Annotated in this window: 22 protein-coding genes; 12 read left to right on the top strand and 10 right to left on the bottom strand. The window is 73.7% G+C overall.

Going from position 1 to position 21368, the window contains the following annotated elements; translation table 11 throughout:
• Positions 1–85: 85 nt before the first annotated feature.
• The 7 genes from ACZ46W_RS17250 to ACZ46W_RS17220 all read left to right on the top strand — a co-directional run bounded on the left by ACZ46W_RS17250 (position 86) and on the right by ACZ46W_RS17220 (position 8318).
• Positions 86–1558, top strand: a complete 1473-nt coding sequence (locus ACZ46W_RS17250; RefSeq protein ID WP_468338038.1) for an alpha/beta hydrolase — start codon at positions 86–88, stop codon at positions 1556–1558.
• Positions 1559–1568: 10 nt separating this feature from the next.
• Positions 1569–2105: a GNAT family N-acetyltransferase gene (locus ACZ46W_RS17245; RefSeq protein ID WP_468338035.1), complete on the top strand. Its 537-nt coding sequence runs from the start codon at positions 1569–1571 to the stop codon at positions 2103–2105.
• 104 nt (positions 2106–2209) lie between these two features.
• Positions 2210–3694 carry an ABC transporter substrate-binding protein gene (locus ACZ46W_RS17240; RefSeq protein WP_468338032.1) on the top strand — a complete coding sequence of 495 codons (1485 nt, stop codon included), beginning with the start codon at positions 2210–2212 and terminating at the stop codon, positions 3692–3694.
• Between the two features lie 8 nt (positions 3695–3702).
• The gene (locus tag ACZ46W_RS17235) at positions 3703–5409 is read left to right on the top strand and encodes an ABC transporter permease subunit (RefSeq protein WP_468338029.1); all 1707 of its coding nucleotides are present in this window, start codon (positions 3703–3705) and stop codon (positions 5407–5409) included.
• On the top strand, positions 5399–6409 hold the full coding sequence (locus ACZ46W_RS17230) for an ABC transporter ATP-binding protein (protein ID WP_468338026.1): 1011 nt from the start codon (positions 5399–5401) through the stop codon (positions 6407–6409). The genes ACZ46W_RS17235 and ACZ46W_RS17230 overlap by 11 nt, the downstream gene beginning before the upstream one ends.
• On the top strand, positions 6406–7107 hold the full coding sequence (locus ACZ46W_RS17225; protein ID WP_468338023.1) for an ATP-binding cassette domain-containing protein: 702 nt from the start codon (positions 6406–6408) through the stop codon (positions 7105–7107). Before ACZ46W_RS17230 ends, ACZ46W_RS17225 begins: the two co-directional genes overlap by 4 nt.
• Positions 7104–8318, top strand: coding sequence for an MFS transporter (locus ACZ46W_RS17220; protein WP_468338021.1), 1215 nt, complete (start codon positions 7104–7106; stop codon positions 8316–8318). The genes ACZ46W_RS17225 and ACZ46W_RS17220 overlap by 4 nt, the downstream gene beginning before the upstream one ends.
• Here the strand turns inward: ACZ46W_RS17220 and ACZ46W_RS17215 are convergent.
• The 6 genes from ACZ46W_RS17215 to ACZ46W_RS17190 form a co-directional block, all read right to left on the bottom strand.
• Positions 8284–8502: a ferredoxin gene (locus tag ACZ46W_RS17215; RefSeq protein WP_468338019.1), complete on the bottom strand. Its 219-nt coding sequence runs from the start codon at positions 8500–8502 to the stop codon at positions 8284–8286. The genes ACZ46W_RS17220 and ACZ46W_RS17215 overlap by 35 nt on opposite strands.
• Positions 8496–9704, bottom strand: a complete 1209-nt coding sequence (locus ACZ46W_RS17210) for a cytochrome P450 (protein WP_468338016.1) — start codon at positions 9702–9704, stop codon at positions 8496–8498. The genes ACZ46W_RS17215 and ACZ46W_RS17210 overlap by 7 nt, the downstream gene beginning before the upstream one ends.
• Positions 9705–9760: 56 nt before the next feature.
• Entirely contained in the window at positions 9761–10552 is a 792-nt protein-coding gene (locus tag ACZ46W_RS17205) for an ABC transporter permease (RefSeq protein ID WP_468338013.1), read from the bottom strand.
• On the bottom strand, positions 10549–11496 hold the full coding sequence (locus tag ACZ46W_RS17200; protein WP_468338783.1) for an ATP-binding cassette domain-containing protein: 948 nt from the start codon (positions 11494–11496) through the stop codon (positions 10549–10551). The genes ACZ46W_RS17205 and ACZ46W_RS17200 overlap by 4 nt, the downstream gene beginning before the upstream one ends.
• Before the next feature lie 44 nt (positions 11497–11540).
• Complete coding sequence (locus ACZ46W_RS17195) at positions 11541–12377, bottom strand: DUF4097 family beta strand repeat-containing protein (RefSeq protein WP_468338010.1); 837 nt, start codon at positions 12375–12377, stop codon at positions 11541–11543.
• A gap of 88 nt (positions 12378–12465) precedes the next feature.
• Positions 12466–13026 carry a hypothetical protein gene (locus ACZ46W_RS17190; RefSeq protein WP_468338007.1) on the bottom strand — a complete coding sequence of 187 codons (561 nt, stop codon included), beginning with the start codon at positions 13024–13026 and terminating at the stop codon, positions 12466–12468.
• Between the two features lie 191 nt (positions 13027–13217).
• Here ACZ46W_RS17190 and ACZ46W_RS17185 point away from each other — a divergent pair, with 191 nt between their 5' ends.
• Complete coding sequence (locus ACZ46W_RS17185; RefSeq protein ID WP_468338004.1) at positions 13218–13499, top strand: hypothetical protein; 282 nt, start codon at positions 13218–13220, stop codon at positions 13497–13499.
• A gap of 130 nt (positions 13500–13629) precedes the next feature.
• Here the strand turns inward: ACZ46W_RS17185 and ACZ46W_RS17180 are convergent, their stop codons facing one another.
• Positions 13630–13965, bottom strand: coding sequence for a YnfA family protein (locus ACZ46W_RS17180; protein WP_468338001.1), 336 nt, complete (start codon positions 13963–13965; stop codon positions 13630–13632).
• Positions 13966–14216: 251 nt separating this feature from the next.
• Here ACZ46W_RS17180 and ACZ46W_RS17175 point away from each other — a divergent pair, with 251 nt between their 5' ends.
• Entirely contained in the window at positions 14217–16160 is a 1944-nt protein-coding gene (locus tag ACZ46W_RS17175; protein WP_468337998.1) for a protein-arginine deiminase domain-containing protein, read from the top strand.
• Between the two features lie 21 nt (positions 16161–16181).
• Positions 16182–16967 carry a DUF72 domain-containing protein gene (locus tag ACZ46W_RS17170; RefSeq protein WP_468337995.1) on the top strand — a complete coding sequence of 262 codons (786 nt, stop codon included), beginning with the start codon at positions 16182–16184 and terminating at the stop codon, positions 16965–16967.
• Here ACZ46W_RS17170 and ACZ46W_RS17165 read toward each other — a convergent pair.
• Positions 16945–17454 carry a flavoprotein gene (locus tag ACZ46W_RS17165; RefSeq protein ID WP_468338781.1) on the bottom strand — a complete coding sequence of 170 codons (510 nt, stop codon included), beginning with the start codon at positions 17452–17454 and terminating at the stop codon, positions 16945–16947. The genes ACZ46W_RS17170 and ACZ46W_RS17165 overlap by 23 nt on opposite strands.
• A gap of 186 nt (positions 17455–17640) precedes the next feature.
• Here ACZ46W_RS17165 and ACZ46W_RS17160 point away from each other — a divergent pair, with 186 nt between their 5' ends.
• Complete coding sequence (locus ACZ46W_RS17160) at positions 17641–18909, top strand: serine/threonine-protein kinase (RefSeq protein ID WP_468337992.1); 1269 nt, start codon at positions 17641–17643, stop codon at positions 18907–18909.
• Positions 18910–18913: 4 nt separating this feature from the next.
• Here the strand turns inward: ACZ46W_RS17160 and ACZ46W_RS17155 are convergent, their stop codons facing one another.
• Complete coding sequence (locus ACZ46W_RS17155) at positions 18914–19651, bottom strand: DUF899 family protein (protein ID WP_468337989.1); 738 nt, start codon at positions 19649–19651, stop codon at positions 18914–18916.
• Between the two features lie 12 nt (positions 19652–19663).
• Positions 19664–20461: a VOC family protein gene (locus ACZ46W_RS17150; RefSeq protein ID WP_468337986.1), complete on the bottom strand. Its 798-nt coding sequence runs from the start codon at positions 20459–20461 to the stop codon at positions 19664–19666.
• A 408-nt stretch (positions 20462–20869) separates the two neighbouring features.
• Here ACZ46W_RS17150 and ACZ46W_RS17145 point away from each other — a divergent pair, with 408 nt between their 5' ends.
• Positions 20870–21367 carry a hypothetical protein gene (locus tag ACZ46W_RS17145; RefSeq protein WP_468337983.1) on the top strand — a complete coding sequence of 166 codons (498 nt, stop codon included), beginning with the start codon at positions 20870–20872 and terminating at the stop codon, positions 21365–21367.
• The last annotated feature ends 1 nt before the right edge of the window (position 21368 follow it).

Genomic DNA, 21368 nt, shown 5'->3' with positions numbered 1-21368 from the left:
TGTTGCGAGCTTGACCGGAGAGCACGTTATCGATAATCGTTTTCATTGTCATCTGATTGTGCGTCGATTTTTGAATGCGAGACCCGTGCTTCCCGCTGCCCGCCGCCGTCCCGCCCTGCTGTACGCCCTTGTCGCCGCCACGGCGGCCGCCGCGCTGGCCCCGGCCCCCGCACGGGCCGAACCATCCGCCCCCGCGCTCCGGTTCGGCGCCTGTCCCGCCTCCGTGCCGGCCCCGCCCGCGCCCGACCGGGTCGAGTGCGGGTGGCTCGACGTGCCGCTGGACCACGACCGCCCCGGCGGCCCGCTGATCCGTATCGCCGTCTCGCGGGTGCCCGCCTCGGGCACGCCCGCCGAGCGGCGCGGCGTCCTGCTGGTGAACCCCGGCGGCCCCGGCGGCTCCGGGCTGCCGTACGCCGTCACCAAGCGGGCCAAGCTGCCCGAGAGCGTGCGGCGCGCGTACGACGTCATCGGCTTCGACCCGCGCGGCACCGGGCTCAGCGCGCCCGCCGACTGCGGTGCGATGGGCGGCCTGTTCGAGGCCCCCGGCCCCGATCCCGTACCGGCGGACCGCACGGCGGAGGCGGCGTACCTGGACTCCCTGCGGCGCATGGCGGACGACTGCGCCACCGGGACCGGCGACGCCCTGCCGTACCTGTCGACCGTCCGGACCGCCCACGACATGGACGCGATCCGTGCCGCGCTCGGCGAGGAGCGCATCGGCTTCCTGGGCGTGTCGTACGGCAGTTACCTCGGCGCCGCGTACGCCGCCCGGTACCCGCACCGGGTGGGGCGCATGGTGCTCGACAGCGTCGTCGGCCCCTGGGACTGGTACGACTTCGACGTACGCCAGAGCCGCGCGCTGCTGCGCCAGCGCGAGGTGTTCTTCGCCTGGACCGCCCGGCACCACGAGCGCTTCGGCCTGGGCCACTCCGCCGAGGAGATACGCGCCGCCTACCTGCGGGCCCGCGCCGGTTACGGCCCGGCGGAGTTCGACCGGGCCGTGTACCGGGCCCTCGGCCGCACCGAACGCTGGGCCCCGCTCGCCGACGGCATCCGCGCCTACCTGCGCGACGGCGACACCGCGCCACTGCGCCCCAAGGAGCCGTTCGACAGCCCCGCCTCACGCACGTACGAAGCCGCCAACCGCGCCGTGAAGTGCGCCGACGGCCCCGGGCCCACGCCCGGGCGGGTGGTGGCCGACCTGCGCCGAATACGCCGGCTCGACGCCCACCCGGTGCTCACCGGCATGGAGGCGTCCGCCTGCGCCTACTGGCACCACGAGCCCGCCCACCGCACCCCGCTCGGCTCACCGGACGCCCCGCCCGTGCTGCTGGTCGCCTCCGCGCACGACCCCGTCACGCCCATCGAGGGTGCCCGCGCGCTCCAGCGGCGGCTGCCCGGCTCACGCCTGGTGACCCTCCACGACGACTACTCGCACGGCGTGTTCGCCAGCCGCGGCAACGCGTGCGTGGACGCGACCGCCGCCGCGTACCTCACCGCCGGCACCGTCCCGCCGGCCGACGTGCACTGCACCGGCCCGGGACTGCCCACCCCCTAGGAACCCCCCCATGAGCGACTACACCATCCGCCCCGCCACCCCGGCCGACGTCGACGGCGCGCGGCGGCTGATGCTCGACACCTTCTACCGGGACTTCGGCTACGGCTACGTGCCCGAGTGGCACCGCGACGTCATCGACCTCGCCGGCACCTACCTCGAACACCCCCGGCACCTGCTCCTGGTGGCCGTGCGGGACGGCGAGGTGGTGGCCACCACCGGCGTACGGTCCACGGGCCCGGCGCACCCGCCGCACCCGCGCCGGCTCGCCGACCGCTACCCGCCCGGGACCACCGCGCAGCTCGTCCGCGTGTACGTCGCGCCCGAACACCGGCGGCACGGCCTGGCGCGGACCCTGGTGCGGCGGGCCTGTGACTTCGCCGCGTCGACCCCCGGCTACGACTGCGTCTACCTGCACACCAACGTCAACGTGCCGGGCGCGGAGGCCTTCTGGCGAAGCCTGGCCAGGGAGGTGTTCGACGCCCGCACGACGGGCGAGCACGGCCCGGGGGTGGGCACGGTCCACTTCGAGATCCCGCTGCCGCACTGACCCAAGTAGACCAACGTTCAATTGTTGAATCTGGTTCTGAAAACGATTGTCATTGTGTTACGGTCCCTTCCGCCCCGCTGCTCGTCCCGCCCGGAAGGGTCCCCGTGCGCCTGCCCGCCCGCCTCCTCCACGCCGCCGCCCTGGCCTCCGCGTCCGCCCTGCTCACCGGCTGCTTCAGCGCGTCAGGCGGCGCGTCGGGGAGCGACGGCGAGCGCATCCGCGTGGCGATGATGAACCCGCCGCGCTCCGGGCTCTCGCCGCTCTCCGACGACGCCTTCAAGCTGTCCCGCTGGTCCACCGCCGAGACCCTCGTCACCCTCGACGCCAACGGTGACCCCAGGCCCGCCCTGGCCACCGCATGGCGGCAGAGCGGCCGGGCCTGGACCTTCACCGTCCGCGACGGCGTCACCTTCCACGACGGCAGCCCGCTCACCGCCCGGGCCGTCGCACACTCCCTCACCAAGGCCGCCACCGCCTCGCCCAAGCCCCGCATCCTCGACGGCGTCACGCTCGGCGTGAAGGCGTCCGGGAACACCGTCACCGTCACCACCGCCGCCCCCGACCCGCTCGTCCCCCAGCGGCTCAGCTCGCCCCAGTTGTCGATCCTGTCGGCCAAGGCGTACCGCGGGAAGACCGTCAGCCCCGTCGGCACCGGCACCGGCGCCTTCCGGCTCACCAAAGTCAACGGCACCTCGTCCGCCGCCCTCGACCGGTACGACGGCTACTGGGGCACGAAGGCCAAGGCGCCCGGCATCGACGTCACCTTCGTCCCGGACGGCACCGCCCGCGCGGCCGCGCTGCGCAGCGGGGAGGCCGACATCGTCGAGGCCGTCCCGGTCTCGCAGGCCGCCCTCCTCGACCCGAAGCTGATCACCGAGGTGCCGATGCCGCGCACCAACACCCTCTACCTCAACAGCGCCAAGGGCCCCTTCCAGAACGCCGGGCTGCGCGCCGCCGCCCGCGAGGCCATCGACGCCACGGCGATCGTCGAGGGCGTGTACGAGGGGCGGGCCGACGTCGCCAAGGGGCTGCTCGGCCCGGCACTCCCGTGGGCGGCGGGCCTGCGCGCCGAGCCGAAGCGGGCGACGTCCCACACCCCGAAGGGCGCCGCGATCACCATCGGCACCTTCACCGACCGTGCCGAACTGCCCGAGGTCGCCCAGACCCTCCAGCAGCAGCTCCAGAAGGCCGGCTTCAAGGTCAAGCTGGAGGTGCGCGAGTACGCCAACATCGAATCCGACGCGCTGGCGGGCGAGTTCGACGCGTTCATCCTGTCCCGGGCCACCGTCCTCGATTCCGGGGACCCCGCCGCGTACCTCTACAGCGACTTCGCCTCCAAGGGCTCGTTCAACATCTCCCAGCTCGCCGACCCCACCGTCGACAAGGCCCTGGACAAGGCCGCCGCGACGAAGGCCGGTGACGCGCGCCGCCGGGCCGTGATGGCCGCCGAGGCCGCCGTACTGGCCACCGACGCCGCGATCCCGATGCTGCACGAGCGGGTCGTCCAGGGCGACGCGGCCGGTGTCGTGGGCGTCGAGCACGACCCGCGCGAACGGCTGCTCGTCACGCCTGCCACCTACGTCAGGTGAAGGCGGGTGTGAGGCGCGGCGCCGGGCTGGGCGGTGCGCTCGCCGCCGTCGTCGCGGTGGTCGGGCTGTTGCCCTGGCTGTCCGGGCGGGACCCGGCGCTCACCGTGCTGCGCGCCCGGTCCGCCGAGCAGGAGGCCACGCGCGAGGCGCTGGACGCCATCCGCGCCGACCTCGGGCTGGACGCCGGGCCCCTGTCGCTGCTGGGCGGCTGGGCCGCCGGGTTGGCCCGGGGCGACCTGAGCACCTCGTGGGTGTCGGGCACCGACGTCCTGCCGTCCGTCGTCGCGGGGCTCCAGGTGTCGCTGGGCCTGATGGGGGCCGCGCTCGCCGTCGCCCTGCTGGTCGCGGTCGCCCTCGCCGCGCCGGTGCTGGTGCGCGGCCGGGGCACGTCGGGCGCGTTCGCGGCCATGCTGGCCGCCGTGCCCGAATTCCTGCTGGCCACCGTGGCGTTGATCGTCGCCGGGGTATGGCTGGGCTGGCTGCCCACGTCCGGCTGGCAGGGGCCCGCGCACCTGGTGCTGCCCGCCGTCGCGCTGGGCGTTCCGGCGGGCGGGCTGCTGGGGCGGCTGGTCGCCGACGCGCTGCCCGGCGTGTACGACGAGCGGTGGGTGGAACTGTGGCGCGGGGCGGGTGTCTCGCGCGTACGGGTCGCCCTGGCCGCGCTCCGGCGCGTGACTCCGCCGCTGGTGCCGCAGTTCGGCATGGTCGCGGTGGGGCTCACGGGCGGGGCGGTCGCTGTCGAGACGGTGTTCGCGGTGCCCGGCATCGGGCGTACGTCGCTGGGCGCGGCCAAGTCCCAGGACCTGCCGCTGCTCCAGGGTTCCGTGCTGGCGCTGCTCGTGCTCGGGCTGGCCGTCGGCGCGCTCGCCGCCCTCATACGGCGGCGGCTGCTCGGCCCAGGGCTGCGGGACGCGGGCCTGACGCTGCCCGCCGCCCGGCCGGTCCGGGTCACCCCCGCCGTGCCGGTGGTGCTCGGGGTCGTCCTGGCCGCCGTCATCGGCTGGGGGCTGCTGCGCGACCCGTACACCGTCGACACCGCCGCCCGGCTCGCCCCGCCGTCCCTCGCGCACCCGCTCGGCGCGGACGGCCTCGGGCGTGACGTCCTGGCCCGGCTCGGACACGGGGCGGCCGCGACGGCCGGCACGGCGGCCGCCGTGTGCGCGCTCAGTTGGCTGCTGGCCGTCGCCCTCGGCTTCGTACCGAACGTGACCTCCGGCCTCTCCGACATCGCCAACGCCCTGCCCCCGGTCATCGTCGGCATCCTCGTGGCCGCCGTCCTCGGCCCGGGGACGGGCGGCGCCGCGCTCGCCGTGGCTCTCATCTCCTGGCCGCCGCTCGCCGCCCACGCCGCCGCCCTGGCCCAGGAGGTGCGGGCGTCGGGCTTCCTGCTCGCGCAGAAGGCGATCGGGGCGACACCGGGCTGGATCGTGTGGCGGCACGTCCTGCCGTCGGTCGCCGCCCCGGTCGCCCGCCACGCGGTGCTGCGCCTGCCGGGCATGGCCCTCGCCCTGGCGTCCCTGGGCTTCCTCGGCCTGGGCGCCCAGCCGCCCGCCCCGGAGTGGGGCCTGCTGCTGGACGAGTCCCGCGCCTATGTGGAGCGGGCGCCGTGGGCCGCGCTGGCCCCCGCCGTGGCGCTGGCGCTGCTGGCGGGCCTCGCGGTGTCGCTGTCGGCGTACACGAGCCGTACCAGGAGGGTGCCCGCCCATGGCCGCTGAACCACCGCCGCCGCTGCTGTCCGTCCGCGACCTGCGCGTCTCCTTCGGGCACGTCGAGGCGGTGCGCGGGCTGTCCTTCGACGTGTACGACGGTGACGTCCTCGCCCTCGTCGGCGAGTCCGGCGCCGGCAAGTCCCTGACCGCCCGGGCGCTGCTCGGCATGCCCCCGCGCGGGGCGGTGGTGAGCGGCAGCGTGCGGATGCGGACGGCGAACGGTGAAACCGAGCCGGTGGGTGCGCGCCCCCAGGCCCTCTGGGGGCGGCGGGTGGCGCTCGTCCCGCAGGACGCGCTGTCCGCGCTGTCGCCCGTGCACCCGGTCGGCGACCAACTGGCCGTCGCCGTCCGGTCCGTGACGGGCCTGTCCCGCAAGGACGCCCGCACCAGGGCCGCCGCCGCCCTGGAGCGCGTCGGCATCCCGGCGGCCAGGTCCCGCGCGTACCCGCACGAGCTGTCCGGCGGGATGCGGCAGCGTGCAGTGATCGCCATGGCGACGGTCAACGAACCCGAGCTCGTCGTCGCCGACGAACCCACCACCGCCCTCGACCCCGACCTGCGCGAAGGGGTCCTCCACGCCCTCACCGAGCAGCGCGAGGCGACCGGCGCGGCGCTCGTCCTCGTCACCCACGACCTGGACGCGGTCCGCGCCCACGCCGACCGGGTAGTGGTGATGTACGCCGGCGGGCACACCGAATCCGGCCCCGTGGACCGGGTGTTCGCCCGGCCCCGCGCCCCCTACACCGCCGGGCTCCTCGCCGCGCTCACCCCCGTGGAGCGCGGCCGCCGCCTGCCCGCCATCGCCGGTACGCCGCCCGCGCCCGGAGCGCTGCCGACGGGCTGCGCCTTCGCGCCACGCTGCCCGCTGGCCGAGGACCGCTGCCGCACCGAACGCCCGCGGCCCCAGCCCGTGGACGGTCGGGAGGGCAGACACGAGGTCTCCTGCCACCGCCGGGACGACGTACCCGAGTCCGCCGCCGACCTGTTCGCCATGGAGCGCGTATGAGCGACACCCCGGACACCCTGCTGGACGTCCGCGACCTGGTCGTACGGTACGGACCGACCGTCGCCGCCGACCACGTCTCCTTCGACCTGCGCGCCGGGGAGACCCTCGCCCTCGTCGGTCCGTCGGGCTGCGGCAAGTCCTCCACCGCCATGGCCGTGCTCCAGTTGCGCCGCCCCTCCGCCGGGGAGGTGTGGTTCGACGGGCGCGACCTGACCCGGTTGACCGAACGGGAGCTGCGGCCGCTGCGGCCGGCGATGCAGCCGGTGTTCCAGGACCCGTACGGCTCGCTCAGCCCACGCCATACCATCCGCGACGCCGTCGCCGAGCCGCTGCGCGTCCAGGGCCGCTGGGACGCCGCCACCGGCCCGGCCCGGGTCGCCGAACTGCTCGCCCTCGTCGGACTCGATGACACCGCGCACGGCGGCCGGCTGCCGCACGAGCTGTCCGGCGGCCAGTGCCAGCGCGCCGGCATCGCCCGCGCCCTGGCGAGCAAGCCGCAACTGCTCGTCCTCGACGAACCGGTCTCGGCACTCGACCCGTCCGTCCGCGCCGGGATCCTCAACCTCCTCTCCGACCTCCAGGAACGCCTCCGGCTCGGCTTCCTCTTCATCTGCCACGACATGGCACTGGTACGGCACTTCGCCGACCGGACCGCCGAGATGCGGGCGGGCCGCATCGAACGGATCACCACCCCATGAGCCCCCTCGCCGGTCTTCTCATCGGCAGCCAGTTCGCGTTCAACGTCGGTTTCTTCGCCGTCCTTCCGTATCTCGCCGAGCACTTGAGCGACTCCCTGGGGCTGGGTGGCTGGCTGGTCGGCCTGGTGCTGGGCCTGCGCACCTTCAGCCAGCAGGGTCTGTTCGTGGTCGGTGGTGCCCTCACCGACCGGTTCGGCCCGCGCCCCGTGGTCCTGGCCGGGTGTGCGCTGCGCGTGACCGGGTTCCTGTGGCTGGCGGTCGCGGGGTCGGTGTGGACGGTGACCGGTGCGGTGCTGCTGGTGGGCTTCGCCGCCGCGCTGTTCTCGCCCGCCGTGGAGTCCGAGATCGCGCGGGAGGCGGTATGCCACGAGGCGGCGACCGGCACCCCGCGCACCCGCCTGCTCGCCCGCTTCTCGGCCGGCGGCCAGGCCGGCGCGCTGATCGGCCCGGTGCTGGGCGTCCTACTGCTGTACGGCGGGTTCGGGGCGGCGTGCGTGGCGGGGGCGGCGGTCTTCGCCCTCGTCCTGGCGGGCCACTGGCGGCTGATGCCGCACCGCGAGCCGTCGGGCGCGGCTCACCGGACCGCCTCGGTGAGGCCCGCCGCACGGGAACTGCTCCGCCACCGCCGCTTCCTCGCCCTCACTTTCGCGTACTCCTCCTATCTGCTGGCCTACAACCAGCTCTATCTGGCGCTGCCCGCCGAGCTGGAGCGGGCGACGGGGTCGCAGGCCGCGCTCGGCTGGCTGTTCGCGCTGTCGTCGGTGCTCGTGGTGGCGGGCCAACTGCCGCTGGAACGGTGGGCGGCGGCCCGGCTGTCGTGGGGCTCCTCGGTCCGTACGGGACTGCTGCTGATCGCCGTCTCATTCGGGGCGGCCGGGGCGCTGCTTCCCGTGGGTGGCCCATGGCCGTCGCTGACGTTCGTGGTGCTGTTGACGGCCGGGCAGATGCTGGTGGTGCCCGCCACGCGTGCGTGGCTGCCGGATCTGGTGGACGAGCGGCGACTCGGCCTGTACACCGGGGCGTTGTCGTCCCTGTCGGGTGTCGTGGTGCTGGCGGGCGGCGCCCCGGCCGGGGCCCTGGTGGAGGTGGGCGGAGGCTGGGCGTGGGCGGCCCTGGCGGCCGTGCCGCTGGTGGGGTTGGCGCTGGTGCCGCGCCGGTCGGGCGGTGCGGGGGCCGTCAGGTCCCGGGCCGCCCCGGGCCGAGAGCGGTGATGGCCCCCGCCGGGCAGAGCCCCGCGGCCTGACGGGCGGCGGTGGTGGCCGAGCCGGCCGGCGGCTGTGCGTCCAGGAGCCGCACCAGGCCGTCCTCGTCGTCCTGGTCGAACACGTCCGGGGCGGTCAGGGCGCACATGCCGGAGCCGATGCAGCGTTCCCGGTCGACGCGCAGTCTCAGCATGGCCGGGCCTCCTGGTCCCAGGTGACGGGCAGCCGGTGCACGCCGTAGATGTTCATGCTCGTGCGCAGCGGCACCTCCTCGGGCGGCACGGCCAGCCGCAGAGTCGGGAAGCGGGTGAACAGCGCCGGGAAGGCGACCCGCATTTCGACGCGGGCCAGTTGCTGGCCCAGGCACTGGTGGATGCCGTGTCCGAAGGCCAGGTGCCCGGTGGCCTTCCGGTGCAGGTCGAGGGTGTCGGGGTCGGTGAACCTGGCGGGGTCGCGGTTGGCGGCCTGGAGGGAGACGGTGACCGTTTCCCCGGCCTTGATCAGCTCGCCGTCCAGTTCGACGTCCTCCAGCGCCACCCGTGCCCCGGTGTGGGCAATGGTCAGGTAGCGGAGCAGCTCCTCGACCGCCTGGTCGGCGAGGCCGGGGTCGGCGCGCAGGGCGGCGGCCTGGTCGGGGTTGCTCAGCAGGGCGAAGGTGCCGAGCCCGATCATGTTGGCCATGGTGTCGAGCCCGGCGGCGAGGAGGAAGCTGCCGACACCGGCCAGTTCGGCGTCGGTGAGGTCGCTGCCGGTCAGGTCGCTGAGCAGGTCGTCCGTCGGGTGGGCCCGCTTGGCCAGGGCCAGTTCGTGGACGAACTCGCCGAGCCCGGTCATGGCGGCCATCTGCTCCTCCAGGCTCGCCTCCGGGTCGGACATCGCGGCGGCGCGGCTCTTGAAGACCTCGCGGTCGCCCTCGGGTACACCGAGCAGTTCGCAGATCATCAGGGCGGGGACGGGGTGCGCGTAGGCCTCCACCAGGTCCACGGCCGGGCCGTGGCGCTCCATGGCGTCGAGGTGCTCGGCGGTGATCTGCTCGACGCGGGCGGTCAGTTCCCGCATCCGGCGGACGGTGAACTTGCCGGCGAGCAGTCGCCGGTAGCGGGTGTGCTCGGGGGCGTCCATGCCGGTCATGTCGCCGACCGGGGCCGGGGGCAGGGGACCCTCGGGGCCGCCGGGGAAGGGGTAGTGCATCAGCTCCATCCGCGAGCTGAAGCGGGGGTCGGCCGCTATCGCGCGGGCCGTCGCGTGGCCGGTGGCCAGCCAGCCGATGTGGCCGTCGGGGTAGTGCAGCCGGGTCAGCGGCTTCTGTTCGCGCAGCCGGGCCAGGCCGGTGGGCGGGTCGAAGGGGCAGCCTTCGGGACGGTCGACCGGTAAGCGGGTGGGTTCCTGGTGCATGGTGTGTCCTCCGGTGTCGGGTGGGAGTCTCGACGGGTGGGTGGCTGGGTGGGTGCTCAGCGGACGGTGCCGCGGTTGAAGACGGACCGGGCCCACAGGTAGCCGACCAGGCTGAGGCCGACGCACCAGGCGAGGGCGACGAGCCCGCTGTTGCCTATCCCGGTGCCCATGAGCAGGCCCCGGAGCGTCTCGATGACCGGGGTGAAGGGCTGGTACTCGGCGAACCAGCGCAGTCCGGTCGGCATGGACTCGGGCGGGACGATGGCGCTGCCGAGGAAGGGCAGGAACGTCAGCGGCAGGGGGATGTTGCTGGCCGTCTCCGGCGTCTTGGTGACCATGCCGATGCCGGCGGACAGCCAGGTCAGCGCGAATACGAGCAGGGTGAGGACACCGGCGGCGGCGAGCCACTCGACCGGGGTCGCGTTCGGCCGGAAGCCCATGAGCAGGGCGGCGCCGACGACGAAGGCGATGCTGATCAGCGTCTGGATGACGCTTCCGACGACATGTCCGGTGAGGAACGACGCGCGGGAGATCGCCATCGTCCGGAAGCGGTTGACGATGCCCTCCGTCATGTCGACGCAGACGGAGACCGCGGTGGCCACGGCCCCGGAGGTCGCCGCCATCAGGATGATGCCGGGGGCGACGTAGTCGATGTAGTCGGTGCTGCCGGCGGCGGTGGGGCCGATGCCCGTGCCCAGGGCGCCGCCGAACACGTAGTTGAAGAGCAGCAGCATCAGGACGGGCATCGCGACGACCGAGACGGTCATGGAGGGGTAGCGCAGCGCGTGCTTGAGATTGCGCCGCAGCATGGTCCTGGCGTCACGGGCGGCATAGGACAGGGTGGTCATCGGGCGCTCCCGGTGAGGGTGAGGAAGACGTCGTCGAGGTCGGGTGTGTGCACGGTGAGCGCGTCGGCCTCGATCGAGGCGCCGTCGAGGATGTCGAGGACGGCGCGGATCGTGGGCACGCCGCCGTCGCCCGGGATGTGCAGGGTCAGTGCCTCGTCGTCGCGCTTGGTGGCGGGGAAGAGGGCGGCGGCCGACGTGAGCCGCTCGGCGTCGGCGAACCGGAGGCGGATGTGGCCGCCCGGGATGCGGCGCTTCAGCTCTTCCGCCGTGCCCTCGGCGACGATGTGCCCGCCGTCCAGCACGGCGATGCGATCGGCGAGCTGGTCGGCCTCCTCCAGGTACTGCGTCGTGAGGAAGATGGTGACGCCCTCGTCGGCGACCAGGCCGCGGATGATGTCCCACATGGTGCGGCGGCTGCGCGGGTCGAGCCCGGTGGTCGGCTCGTCGAGGAAGATGACGCGCGGATCGCCGACCAGGGTCATGGCGAGGTCGAGCTTGCGCCGCATGCCGCCCGAGAACGTGACCACGGGCTTGGCGGCCGCCTCGGTCAGCTCGAACCGCCGCAGCAGTTCGGCGGCGCGGCGACGGCCCTCGCGGCGGGGCAGGTGGTGCAGGTCGGCCATGAGGAGCAGGTTCTCCTCGGCGGTGAGCAGGTTGTCGACGGCCGAGAACTGGCCGGTGACGCCGATCGCGCGGCGTACGGCGTCCGCCTCGCGGACCAGGTCGTGGCCCGCGACCCGGACCTGGCCGGCATCGGCGGGGATGAGCGTGGAGAGGATCTGCACGGTGGTGGTCTTGCCGGCGCCGTTGGGCCCGAGGAGCGCGAAGATCGTGCCTTCGGGGATACGGAGGTCGATGCCGTCGAGCACGACCTTGTCGCCGTAGGACTTGGACACTCCCTCGGCGGTGATCGCCGCCCTGGATGCGGACCCGGATGTGGGCATGGTCATGGCGGTCCCTGTCTCGTGGTGGATGGGCGTGGGCGTGGTCAGGGGCGGCGGATGATGATCTCGCCGACCCCGGCGCGGGCGCGCACCTCGACGGTGTCGGCGGCGTCGCCGGGGCCTTCGGCGGGTCCGAGGGCGTTGTGCACGCTGCCGAAGCGGGTGCTGACGTCGAGCCAGGCCGCGGTGGACTCCGGGATGCCGACCTCCAGGTCACCGGTGGCGGCCTGGAGCACGACCTGTCCGCGCGCCACCTGTCCGATGCGGATGCCGCCGTTGGCCGACTTGGCCTCGACCCCGGCGTGCGCGACGCCCACGGAGATACGGCCGTTGGAGGAGTTGACCCGCAGGTCACCGGCGACCTCGCCGACCACGGTCTCGCCGTTGCCGTTCCGTACCGTCGCCGTGCCCGCGACCTCGCCGATGTCGACCCGGCCCGCGCCGGCGACCTCGGCGTTCCCGGCCGCGCGGTCCAGGCGGATGTCGCCGTGGCCGGTCTTCAGGTTCACGGCCGCCGCCTGGGCCACCTGGACGTCGCCGTAGGAGGTCTTGAGCCGGCAGTCACCGAGGCGGCCCTCGCAGGTGAAGTCCGCCATCGGCGCGGTGCCCTCGACGTCGGAGCCGGCCGGCAGCTCGACGCGCACGTCGACCGACCCGCTCTTGCCGAACAGGGAGCGCTTCTTGGGCCCCTTGATCACCAACGTGCCGTTGGAGTAGGTCACCTTGGTCTGCTCCGCCGCCCGTACGTCGGCTTCCTCGGAACCGTTGGTCGGCAGCACCTCGACGACCGTGTCCGTACGCTTGCCCGCCGTGATGCGGGCGAACCCGACGTCGAACTCAAGGGTGACGGAGATCGGTTCGGGCGTGTCGAAAGAAGGCATGGCTGTCCCGTCCTCGTGACTGTGGTGGGTGTTTTCGCTGGTGAAACGGCCGGGTCGGATCGGAGCGGCCGGAGTGGACGTGGTGGGGCTAGCGGACCCAGCCCGTGAAGCCCTGCTGGCCCCGGTGGCGGCTGCGGCCGGGGCCGCGATCGGGCGCGCCGGGCTCCAGGGCGGAGGCGACCGCCCGTACCAGCCAGGCGTTGACCGACAGGCCCTCCTGGCCGGCGGCGTCCTCGACGCGGGACTTGAGGTGGGCCGGCAGCCGGAAGTTGATCCGTGCCGTGCCGCCCTCGGCGCCGTCCGCCGGGGCCGCGCCCACCGGCGGCTCGGCCGGCGGGACGGTGGCGGCCGGGGCCATGGCGGGCGGCCCGTGGTGCCCGGCCGCGTCCTCGTACGCGACCTGCACCGGGGGCGGCGTCACCACGAACTCGGGGTCCAGGCCGCGCAGCCGTACGTCGACCGAGCCCGGCGCGAGGTCCTGGGTGACCTCGTCCATGGCGGCGGACAGGGCGTTGAGCAGGGCGAGCCGGGCGGCCGATTCCAGGGGCGCGGTGAGCCGCTCGGCCAGGGCACGGGCGTCCGCGCCACCCGCGTCCGCGGCGACCGCGAGCTCGTGCCGGAGATGTTCGACGTAGGGCGTGAGGTCCATAACGCCATAGTGGCACCACCGTGGCGCCACCGCAACCCTCCATGGCACACCCATGGCGTCTTTTTGGCGCACCATGGCGCCAACACGCCACCAATAGGTGCCACAGCAGGCCCGGGCCGTGCCTTCGGGGCGCGTGGCCGCGTTGTCGGGGTACGGCAAACCGACCCGGACAACCGATCGGAAAGAAGCTCATGACCAGGACCCGCCGCGTCACCGCCCGCATCGTCGCCACCACCGCCGCCACCGCCACCCTCGCCCTCGGCGGGGCCGCCACCGCCCAGGCGGCCGCCGCCGACCCCCTGAGCGGCCTCACCGGCAGCCTCGGCGGCGGCCTCCTCGACAGCGCGTCCGGCCCCCTCGGCAGCGTGACCGCCCCGCTCGGCAGCGCCACCCACCTCGCCTCCGCCGGCGGCCTCTCCGGCGCCACCCAGCTCGCGCAGGGGCTGCTCGGCCCGCTCACCGCGCTGAAGTAGCCAACGGCACTCCCCCACCAGCACACGCACGCGGGGCCGCGACCGGCAAGGATCACCGGTCGCGGCCCCGCGTGTGCGCAGGCGGCCCCGGCGCACTTGCCGCCGCCGTCCGTCCACAGGCTGTGGACGATCAGCCGCCGCGCGGCGCGTACATGATGACCGCCATGCCGACGAGGCAGACGATCGCGCCGACGACGTCGAACCGGTCGGGCCGGTAGCCGTCAGCGACCATGCCCCAGGCGATGGAACCGGCGACGAACACCCCGCCGTAGGCGGCCAGGACGCGCCCGAAGTTCTCGTCGCTCTGGAAGGTGGCCACCGCCCCGTACAGGCCCAGGGCGATCGCTCCCGCCCCGATCCAGACCCAGCCCCGGTGTTCACGGACGCCCTGCCACACCAGCCAGGCCCCTCCGATCTCGAAGAGCGCGGCGACGGCGAACAGGGCGACGGAGCGGGCGACGAGCACGGCGGCGGGGTCCTTCCAGTGGGCTCGGGCACGGGTGTACGGGACGTCATGGGCTACGGCACGTCATGGGCGTACGGGACGTTCGGACACGTGCCGGTCCACAGTCCAGCATCCCGCCGGCCGGCCTCCGACCGACGCCATCCTCTCCGCGCCCACCACACCGAACCCGCCAATCTTGCGCCCCCCAGGCAACGCCATGCGCTCCCACGCCCTCTTGCGACTCGGCAACCCAATCCCCCACGAAGGGACGCATGGTGGTTACGAGCAACGCGAGACGAGCGACCCTGGCACTCACGGCGACAGTCGCCGTACTGGCGCCCGCACCAGGGGCGTTCGCCGCCCCGGCCGCACCGCCCCCCGTCGACCTGCGGGCGGACGTCGACCGTGACGGGCGGGTCGACGTCACCGGCGCGACGGACACCGCCGGGGAGGACACCTGGACGCCCGCCCGGGGCGCGGTGTTCCTGCCCAACATCGACGACGACACCAAGCGGTGCCCGACGGCGGCCCCGGGCGGCAAGCCGCTGTCCGACGCCAAGCTCGCCGCCTGCAGCGACGCCTCCGACGCCGTCGTCAACGGCACCGCCGACCTCGCCGACCTGGCCCGCGTCCGCGCCGTACCGATGGCGAACCTGCCCGCCACCGCGACCGGCGCCGTGAGCGTCCCGGCCGGCGGCAAGCACACGCGCGTGTTCGTCAAGCGCGCCACCGGCTGGGCCCACGTCACGGGCAAGACCCGGCTGACCGCCGCCGAGCTGCGCGCCGGGGTCGAGTTCGGCGTCGAGAGCACCGACGTCGTACGCGACAGCAAGGTGTGGGACGGGCGCGCCGTCATCCGCCTGACCGTGACCACGCCCGGCAGGCCGGCCGCCACGGACGACATCACCCTCCGCGTCGCGCCGCTGCTGACCCACCACCACCTCCAGAAGGCCCAGCAGGTGCTGGTCACCAAGGTGCCCGGCAAGGACTACTTCGCGCGCCGCCAGCAGGCGTTCGTGAACGGCCTGGCCAAGGAGGTGAAGTCGGCCGGCATCGACAAGCCGCTCATCACCTTCGACAAGTACCAGGACATATGGGCGCAGGACTTCGTCGAACCCGGCTACGTGAGCATGACCGGCGCCGACGGGCGCCGCCAGGTCATCCGCGTGATGCTGCGCTCGGCGCAGCCCGACCGCGAGGCGGGGCGCGAGCTGTTCGAGAAGGTGCGCGGCAACGGCGTGGGCGTCGTCCAGGTCTCCGGGGTCCGCGACTCGGAGGAGTGGACGCTGAACTCCATGGGGAACCTGGAGACCATTCCCCCGTACGCGCACGGCGGCAAGTCCTTCCCCGCCGGGCGGATCATCATGGGCGAGCGCAAGGACGACGGCTCCAAGCCCGCGCAGGTGATGCGGACCCTGCTGGCCTCCCAGGGCTTCCAGGACCCGCTGCTGCTGGACACGTCGTGGCTGCACGTGGGTCATGTGGACGAGTTCGTCCAGTTCCTGCCGGCGCCGGGCACCCCGCGCGGGTGGAAGATCGGCATCGCCGACCCCGAGGCGGGGCTGAAGCTGCTGCGCGACGCGCAGAAGGCCGGGCACGGCAAGACGCGCATGTTCTCGGTACCGGACTCCGAGGAGCGGCTCGCCCCGAAGGAGACCATCGACCAGGCCCTCGCCTCCAAGGAGCTCATCGCCGACAACGCCCTGGCCGCCGCGCGGATCAAGGCCAACCTGGCCGTCCTCCAGCGCGAGACCGGTGTGACGGACGCCGAGGTCGTGCGCGTACCGGCGCTGTACACGCGCGGTACGGAGCAGGTGGGCGAGCGCGGTGACCGCGTGCCGCGCCTGTCGCGGCTGGGCGCCGGCGAGGTGCCGAAGGCGGTCGGCGAGTACGGCCAGCAGAAGCGGCTGGACCGGCGCGAGGCCGGGCGCGACGGCCGGTCCGCCGGCCCCGGCACCGTCATGACCAGCGCGTACGTCCCGGGCGCCGTCAACGGCATCCTGCTGGGCGGCGACCGCTACCTGGCCCCGCGCCAGTGGGGGCCGGTCATCGCCGGCAAGGACATCTTCACGGCCGCCGTGACCGCCGCCTACTCGGGCGCCGGGATGAAGGTCTCGTACATAGACGACTGGGAGACGTACCACCTGGGCATGGGCGAGGTGCACTGCGGCACCAACACCCTGCGCGACGCCTCCGCCGCGTGGTGGAAGCGGTAGACACCGGGGAGCATGGGTGATGTGCCCATGCTTGTCGGAACCTCGGGGTGGCAGTACGCGGACTGGCGCGGCGTGCTCTACCCGGCCGGGCTGCCGCAGCGGCTCTGGCTGGAGGAGTACGCCCGCCACTTCGCGACCGTGGAGAACAACAACGCCTTCTACCGGCTGCCCACCACGGAGGTCTTCACCGCCTGGCGCGAGCGGACCCCCGAGGGGTTCGTCATGGCGGTGAAGGCCAGCCGCTACCTGACCCATATCAAGCGGCTGCGCGACCCGGAGGAGCCCGTGGAGCGGCTCATGGGCCGTGCGGCGGGCCTCGGCGACCGGCTGGGGCCCGTCCTGGTCCAACTGCCGCCGAACCTCCGCGAGGACACCGCCCTGCTGGACGCCTGCCTGCGCCGCTTCCCCCGCACGGTCCGGGTGGCCGTCGAACCGCGCCACCCGTCGTGGTGGGAGGCGGAGCGGGAGCTGCGGACGGTGCTGGAGCGGTACGGCGCCGCCCTGTGCTGGGCGGACCGGGGATCACGGCCGGTGACCCCGCTGTGGCGCACCGCGCCCTGGGGGTACGTGCGGTTCCACGCCGGTGCCGCCCGGCCGTGGCCGCGCTACGGGCGCCGGGCCCTGGCGTCCTGGGCGGGACGCGTCTGCGCCACCTGGGCGGACGAGGACGACGTCTACGTGTACTTCAACAACGACCCGGGCGGTGCCGCCGTCCGGGACGCCGCGCTGTTCGGGCGGACGGCCGCCGCGCTGGGCCGGACGGTGACGCGTACGCCCTCCCGTCTCAACGGCCCGGTACGGGAGTGACGTTCAGCAGGTCCAGCGCCTCCTCCCAGCGGAAGCCGCCGGACGTGAGCTGGTCCGGTTCCTGGGTGCCGATGCGGACCCCCATCTCGCGCAGCGCGTCCAGGCTGCGCCGGTAGGCGGGGTGGGCGGCCTGGGCGGAGCTCAGGCAGGGCAGGGCGGCGGTGGGGACGCCGTTGCCGTACGCCTCGCACAGGATGCCCAGCGCGAGGGTGTCGGATATCCCGGCCGCCCATTTGTTGATCGTGTTGAAGGTGGCCGGGGCGACCGCGATGGCGTCCGGGTCGGGCAGCGGGCGCGGGTCGCCGGGGCGGCGCCAGGCGGAGCGGATGGGGTAGCCGGTCTGGGCCTCGACGGCCGGGGCGTCGATGAAGCCGAGGGCGTGCGGGGTGGCGACGACCCCGACGTCCCACCGCCGTTCCTGGGCGGCGGCGATGAGCGTACCGACGCCGCCGGCGACTCCGGCCGCGCAGACGACGACGTACAGCATGGGCTTGGACGGCTCGGACGGCTGGTCGGACACGTGGCAACTCCGTTGTGTGGTGGCGGTGTACGCCGATGGTGGCGCAGTGCGCGGGGCGCGCGGTAGGTACCCTGAGCCCGTCGCGGATTCTCCCCTCGTTCCGCCGGCGTCGGTTGGGTTGACGGATCGATCGGAATCAGGCAGGTGCACAGGGTGCTGGTGGCGGATCGGTACCGGTTGGAGTCGCCCATCGGCCGCGGCGCGATGGGCGAGGTCTGGCGCGCCACGGACGAGGTGCTGGGCCGGCCGGTGGCCATGAAGCTGCTGCTCGGGGACGACTCGGACGCGCAGACGGCGGCCCGGTTCCGGCTGGAGGGGCAGACGGCGGCCCGGCTGAGCCACCCGCATGTGGTGGCCGTCTTCGACTTCGGGGCCTGGGAGGGCCGTTTCTACCTGGTCATGGAGCTGGTGGAGGGGCGCAGCCTGGCGCAGGAGCTGGCGGCCGCCGGTTCGCTGAGGGCGCCCCGGGTGGCCGCCGTCGCGGCGCAGACGGCGGCGGGGCTGGCGTCGGCGCACCGGCAGGGCATCGTGCACCGGGACATCAAGCCCGGGAACCTGATGTCCGACGCGGACGGGACCGTGAAGCTCGGCGACTTCGGAATCGCCCGGTTCGTGGACGATCCGGCGGCCGCGCTCACCCAGGCCGGCCAGATCGTGGGCACCAGCCTGTACCTGGCACCGGAGCGGGCGCTGGGGCAGCCGGCCGGTCCGGCGTCGGACGTGTACTCGCTCGGGTGCGTGCTGTACCAGCTCCTGACGGGGCGTCCGCCGTTCCACGCCGACACCGCGACGGCGATCCTGTACCAGCACATCGACACCGCGCCGGTGCCGCCGCAGCGGCTCGGGGTGGACGTGCCGCCCGCGTTCGAGAACTACCTGCTCGGGATGCTCGCCAAGCAGCCGGAGGAGCGGCCCACCGCCCACGAGGTCGCCGACTGGTTCGCCTCGGGCGCCTGGCAGGGGCGTGCGCAGTCGCTCCCCGACCCCCACCAGGGCCCCAGCCTCGCGCGGGCCGCCGCGCCCGGCCCCGTACCCGGCCCCATACCGGCGGCCGCTCCCGCCCGGCACGGCGGCGGGCCCCTGCCGGCACCCGGGCCGCTGCCCCCACCCGGGCCGCTGCCGACGCCCGCGCCGGGGCCGGCGCCCTCGGAGGGCGGTACGGCGACCACGTACATGCTGCCGAGCACCCCGCGCCAGGGCCGGGGCCGGCGTGCCGCGCCGGCGCAGCACGGGACCGGCAGCGCGCGGGAATTCGTCAGGCGGCGGCCCCGGGTGGCGAGCGTCATCGCCGGGACCGTGGCGTTCTTCGCCGCCGTGCTGATCGGCATGGCGGTGTTCTCGCCCGACACCACCTCGACGGAGACGCCCCAGGTGGAGATCGGGGCGACGCCGGACACGCTGAGCGGGGACAGCGGCAACTGAACGCTCAGACCTCGTCATAGGCGAGCTGTTCGTCCCGGTCGCCCCCGCGGCCCTCCGGGGTGAGGTCGAACATGTTCCAGACGGGCTCCAGCGTGCCGAGGTGGCGGGGGTCCTGTCCGGGGTCCATGGGGGCGTAGAGCAGCTCGGAGCCCCAGGAGTGACGGATCGTCGCGCCGTCGCGCCGGAAGACGTTCAGCATCGGCTCCGCCGCGCCGTCCGCCGCCTCGGCGAGGTAGTCGCGGCTGTAGCCGTTCCCCGCCGTGGACAGCAGCCGGAGCCACCGCCAGCCGCGCTCCTCGGCGAAGGTGAGGAGGCGGTCCAGGGGCGCCCTGGCCACCACCGCGAGGTTGAGGTGCGGGGTGAGGTGCGGGACGGCGCCGTCGAGCTGGTCGAGGAAGGCCGTGCACGAGGGGCACGGCCCTTCCGCGAGCGGCAGTTCGGCCGTGCGGCCGGTCCTCGGGCCGGGCCGGTCGTCGTGCGGGTGGCGCGGGAACATGAAGCCGTAGAGCACCAGCGAGTCCCGGCCGGGCGCGAACAGCTCGGAGAGCCGTACGTCGGCCGGGGCGCCGTCGGGGCCCGCGCCCCGGAAGACGTAGTCCTCCGGCACCTCGCCGCCGGGCGGCAGGGCGCGCCGCGCGGCGGCGACCGCCTCCATGGCGCGGCGCAGCTCGATCTCCTGGGCCAGGAGCCGGTCGCGGGCGGCCCGGTACTCCGGCGTCTCACCGGGGAAGCTGATCCGCACGGCAGGCTCCCCTCACACGTCGGTCATCTTCGGCACGTCCCCCACCGTCCTGCTCATGTCGATGACCGAGAACGTCGCGCCCTGCGGGTCGCGCAGCGACGCGAACCGGCCGAACGGGGTGTCCATCGGCCCCCACACCACCGCTCCGCCGCGCTCAGTGGCCCTGGCCACCGCCGCGTCGCAGTCGTCGACGCCGAAGTACACGTTGATGTAGGGCGGGACGTCCGGCGGGAACTCGTCGGTCATCCTCATCCGGCCCAGTACGGGGTCGTCGCCCACGTGGAAGACCCTGAAGTCCATGCCGTCGGGCGACTCCATCGTCTTCGCGGCGTAGGGGAAGACGGCGGGGAAGAAGGCGTCGGACTTGCCCGGCTCGCGGGTGAAGACCTCGGCCCAGCAGTACGCGCCGGGCTCGCCCATGGACTGGAAGCCCTCGTGGGTGCCCGACTGCCACACCCCGAAGACGACGCCGCCGGGGTCGCGGGCCAGCACCATGGAGCCGAAGTCGCCGACCTGCATCGGCCCCATCAGGATCTCGCCACCGTTGTCGCCGATCTTGCGCGCCGTGGCCGCCGCGTCCGGGGAGGCGAAGTACAGGCACCAGGACGACTGCCCCTCCGCCCCGGGCATCGGCGGCACGACGGCGGCCACGGCCTTGCCGTCGGAGTACGCCTCGGTGTAGTTGCCGAACTCCGACGACGCCTCGCCGAAGGTCCAGCCCAGCACATCGCCGTAGAAGCTCTTCGCGCCCTCGACGTCCGTGAACATCGCGTCCGCCCAGATGGGCGCGCCCTCACGTGGTACCGCCATGGTTCCGTCCTCGTTCCGCTCATGCGTGCAGTCCGATTTGTCACGCTAGCGAGCGTTACGTCGGTACGCTCGCCGAAACGGGCGGCGACAAGATGGGAAAGTCGGCCGAAGGTGGACCCCGACACCTTGACGAGGTGTCATAATGCGAATGTAGCCCATCGTGCATCCCCCGTCGCGATGGGCTACATCCCTGTCCGGGCGGGCATGCACGGGCAAGGGACTCCCCTCGTGGCCCCCTGCCCGTGTTTTTTCGAGTTAACAGTGACGTAGAGTGCTTGCGCAAGTCTGCTTCTGATGCTGGAGTGGGATGCTCCACTTTGTCGCTGATGCAAAGACGCCAACGTTCTGTGTCGATTACAGTACGAGCCCGTTGACCGAACTCGAACATCGCGCAACGTGGGGACCCGGATGGACAACGCCGAACAGCGCAGCGGCGAGCAGCGCACGCCAGAACTGCGGACGTTGCAGCAGAAGGTCGAGTACATGGTCGAGAAGACCTTCCCCGGCCAGAAGATCTCCGGGCGGGTCTTCGCGGACCTGGTGAAGCAGCGCGGCGGCTCCCTCTCGCACAGCTACTTCTCCAACATCCTGGCCGGGAAGGTCACCCACCCCTCCGAGGACATCCTCAAGGCGCTGGGCCTCGGCTTCGGCGTCGACTGGCGCTTCTTCAAGGACGAATCGGAAGTCGTCGACGATGTCGTCGCAGGGCTGCAATTCCTGGCGAAACGGCGCACCGGGGAAATCAGCGGCGTGGCCGCGCGCGGCAACGACGAGGACGGGATCACGGCGGAGCTGCTGGAGTTCGCCCTCTCGCTCCTGGAGGAGAGCAAGTCGGAGAGCCAGGGGGGCCGGGAAGGCCGGGAAAGCCGGGACAAGGGCTCCGGCCAGGGGGCACCGGGCCGGTAAA

This window comes from Streptomyces sp. NPDC031064 (genome assembly GCF_055570965.1).
The sequence above is the reverse complement of the archived record's forward strand: the minus strand, read 5'-3'. Positions and strand labels throughout refer to the sequence as shown.

What these genes read in the sequence shown, in the direction of transcription:
- ACZ46W_RS17245 (WP_468338035.1), top strand. Translation starts at nt 1,569, where the DNA reads ATGAGCGACTACACCATCCGCCCCGCCACCCCGGCCGACGTCGACGGC.
- ACZ46W_RS17230 (WP_468338026.1), top strand. Translation starts at nt 5,399, where the DNA reads ATGGCCGCTGAACCACCGCCGCCGCTGCTGTCCGTCCGCGACCTGCGC.
- ACZ46W_RS17225 (WP_468338023.1), top strand. Translation starts at nt 6,406, where the DNA reads ATGAGCGACACCCCGGACACCCTGCTGGACGTCCGCGACCTGGTCGTA.
- ACZ46W_RS17220 (WP_468338021.1), top strand. Translation starts at nt 7,104, where the DNA reads ATGAGCCCCCTCGCCGGTCTTCTCATCGGCAGCCAGTTCGCGTTCAAC.
- ACZ46W_RS17215 (WP_468338019.1), bottom strand. Translation starts at nt 8,502, where the DNA reads ATGCTGAGACTGCGCGTCGACCGGGAACGCTGCATCGGCTCCGGCATG.
- ACZ46W_RS17210 (WP_468338016.1), bottom strand. Translation starts at nt 9,704, where the DNA reads ATGCACCAGGAACCCACCCGCTTACCGGTCGACCGTCCCGAAGGCTGC.
- ACZ46W_RS17205 (WP_468338013.1), bottom strand. Translation starts at nt 10,552, where the DNA reads ATGACCACCCTGTCCTATGCCGCCCGTGACGCCAGGACCATGCTGCGG.
- ACZ46W_RS17200 (WP_468338783.1), bottom strand. Translation starts at nt 11,496, where the DNA reads ATGCCCACATCCGGGTCCGCATCCAGGGCGGCGATCACCGCCGAGGGA.
- ACZ46W_RS17195 (WP_468338010.1), bottom strand. Translation starts at nt 12,377, where the DNA reads ATGCCTTCTTTCGACACGCCCGAACCGATCTCCGTCACCCTTGAGTTC.
- ACZ46W_RS17190 (WP_468338007.1), bottom strand. Translation starts at nt 13,026, where the DNA reads ATGGACCTCACGCCCTACGTCGAACATCTCCGGCACGAGCTCGCGGTC.
- ACZ46W_RS17185 (WP_468338004.1), top strand. Translation starts at nt 13,218, where the DNA reads ATGACCAGGACCCGCCGCGTCACCGCCCGCATCGTCGCCACCACCGCC.
- ACZ46W_RS17175 (WP_468337998.1), top strand. Translation starts at nt 14,217, where the DNA reads ATGGTGGTTACGAGCAACGCGAGACGAGCGACCCTGGCACTCACGGCG.
- ACZ46W_RS17165 (WP_468338781.1), bottom strand. Translation starts at nt 17,454, where the DNA reads ATGCTGTACGTCGTCGTCTGCGCGGCCGGAGTCGCCGGCGGCGTCGGT.
- ACZ46W_RS17150 (WP_468337986.1), bottom strand. Translation starts at nt 20,461, where the DNA reads ATGGCGGTACCACGTGAGGGCGCGCCCATCTGGGCGGACGCGATGTTC.
- ACZ46W_RS17145 (WP_468337983.1), top strand. Translation starts at nt 20,870, where the DNA reads ATGGACAACGCCGAACAGCGCAGCGGCGAGCAGCGCACGCCAGAACTG.